Origin of the sequence: Methylobacterium bullatum (assembly GCF_014845095.1) — a bacterium.
Lineage (GTDB): Bacteria > Pseudomonadota > Alphaproteobacteria > Rhizobiales > Beijerinckiaceae > Methylobacterium > Methylobacterium bullatum.
Window position 1 is genome coordinate 1 of sequence record NZ_NKUG01000208.1, and the last position, 817, is coordinate 817.

The 817-nt window shown below is 65.7% G+C and carries 1 protein-coding gene and 1 pseudogene; one reads left to right on the forward strand and one right to left on the reverse strand.

Annotated elements, in window-relative coordinates; genetic code table 11:
• A partial coding sequence (locus tag MBTS_RS21905; RefSeq protein ID WP_342357245.1) for a Uma2 family endonuclease occupies positions 1–524 on the reverse strand: 524 nt, incomplete at its 3' end.
• Positions 525–567: 43 nt separating this feature from the next.
• On the opposite strand from MBTS_RS21905, the pseudogene MBTS_RS21910 reads away from it, so the two are divergent.
• A pseudogene (locus MBTS_RS21910) lies at positions 568–817 on the forward strand (Holliday junction branch migration DNA helicase RuvB); the annotation flags it as partial.

An 817-nucleotide genomic window follows, 5' to 3' on the forward strand; every position in this document is an offset into this window, starting at 1 on the left:
TCGCGCGCCACCAGCACGTAGTGCTGAAGGGATCCGAGCTGCTGATAGACGTGCCACTTCTCGAAGCGGTCTCGGGCTTCCGTCCCCGGAGACAGTACTTCGAACAGGATGGTTGGGTTGTCCACCGAGGTCGTTCCCGGTTCGAGGTCGCCGCAGACGACGAGGACATCCGGCAACATCGCCGCATCGAGCGGTTTGCTCTTCATGTAGAACGTCTCGGTGAACGTCTGACAGGAAGATCCTCGGGCGCGAAATCCATTCTCAAGTCCGGTCGCGATGTTTTGGACGATGCGCCCATGCTCCCAGCGGGCTCCGACCATCATCCGCACGACGCGGCCGCCGATCAGCTCCCAGCGCTCGTTACGCGGCTTGTCGGCCAGCAGCTCCTCGAAATCGTCGAGGGCCATCATCTCGAATTGCTGTGAGGTGTCACTCATCGCGAACCCCCTGCGGCGGTCGCGTGCCGCCGATGGCGCAGTGTAGCGCGCCGGGCGGCGTTGTGCGACATCGGGCGAAACGCCCATCCACCGGAGCAGGCCCTGTGCCGGGCCCCGACCGAGAGCCCGTGTGAGCAAGCTCCCCAGATCGCCGAAATCGCCCACCCTTCATCCGCTGCCGGAATCGCTCCTGACGCCGGAGCGGCGGCCGGACGACGTGGAGCAGTCGATCCGTCCGCTCAGCCTTCCCGAATTCATCGGGCAGCGCGCGGCGCGCGCGAACATGCAGATCTTCATCGAGTCCGCGAAGAAGACCGGCTCGGCCCTCGACCACGTCCTGTTCGTGGGGCCTCCCGGCCTCGGCAAGACCACCCTGGCGC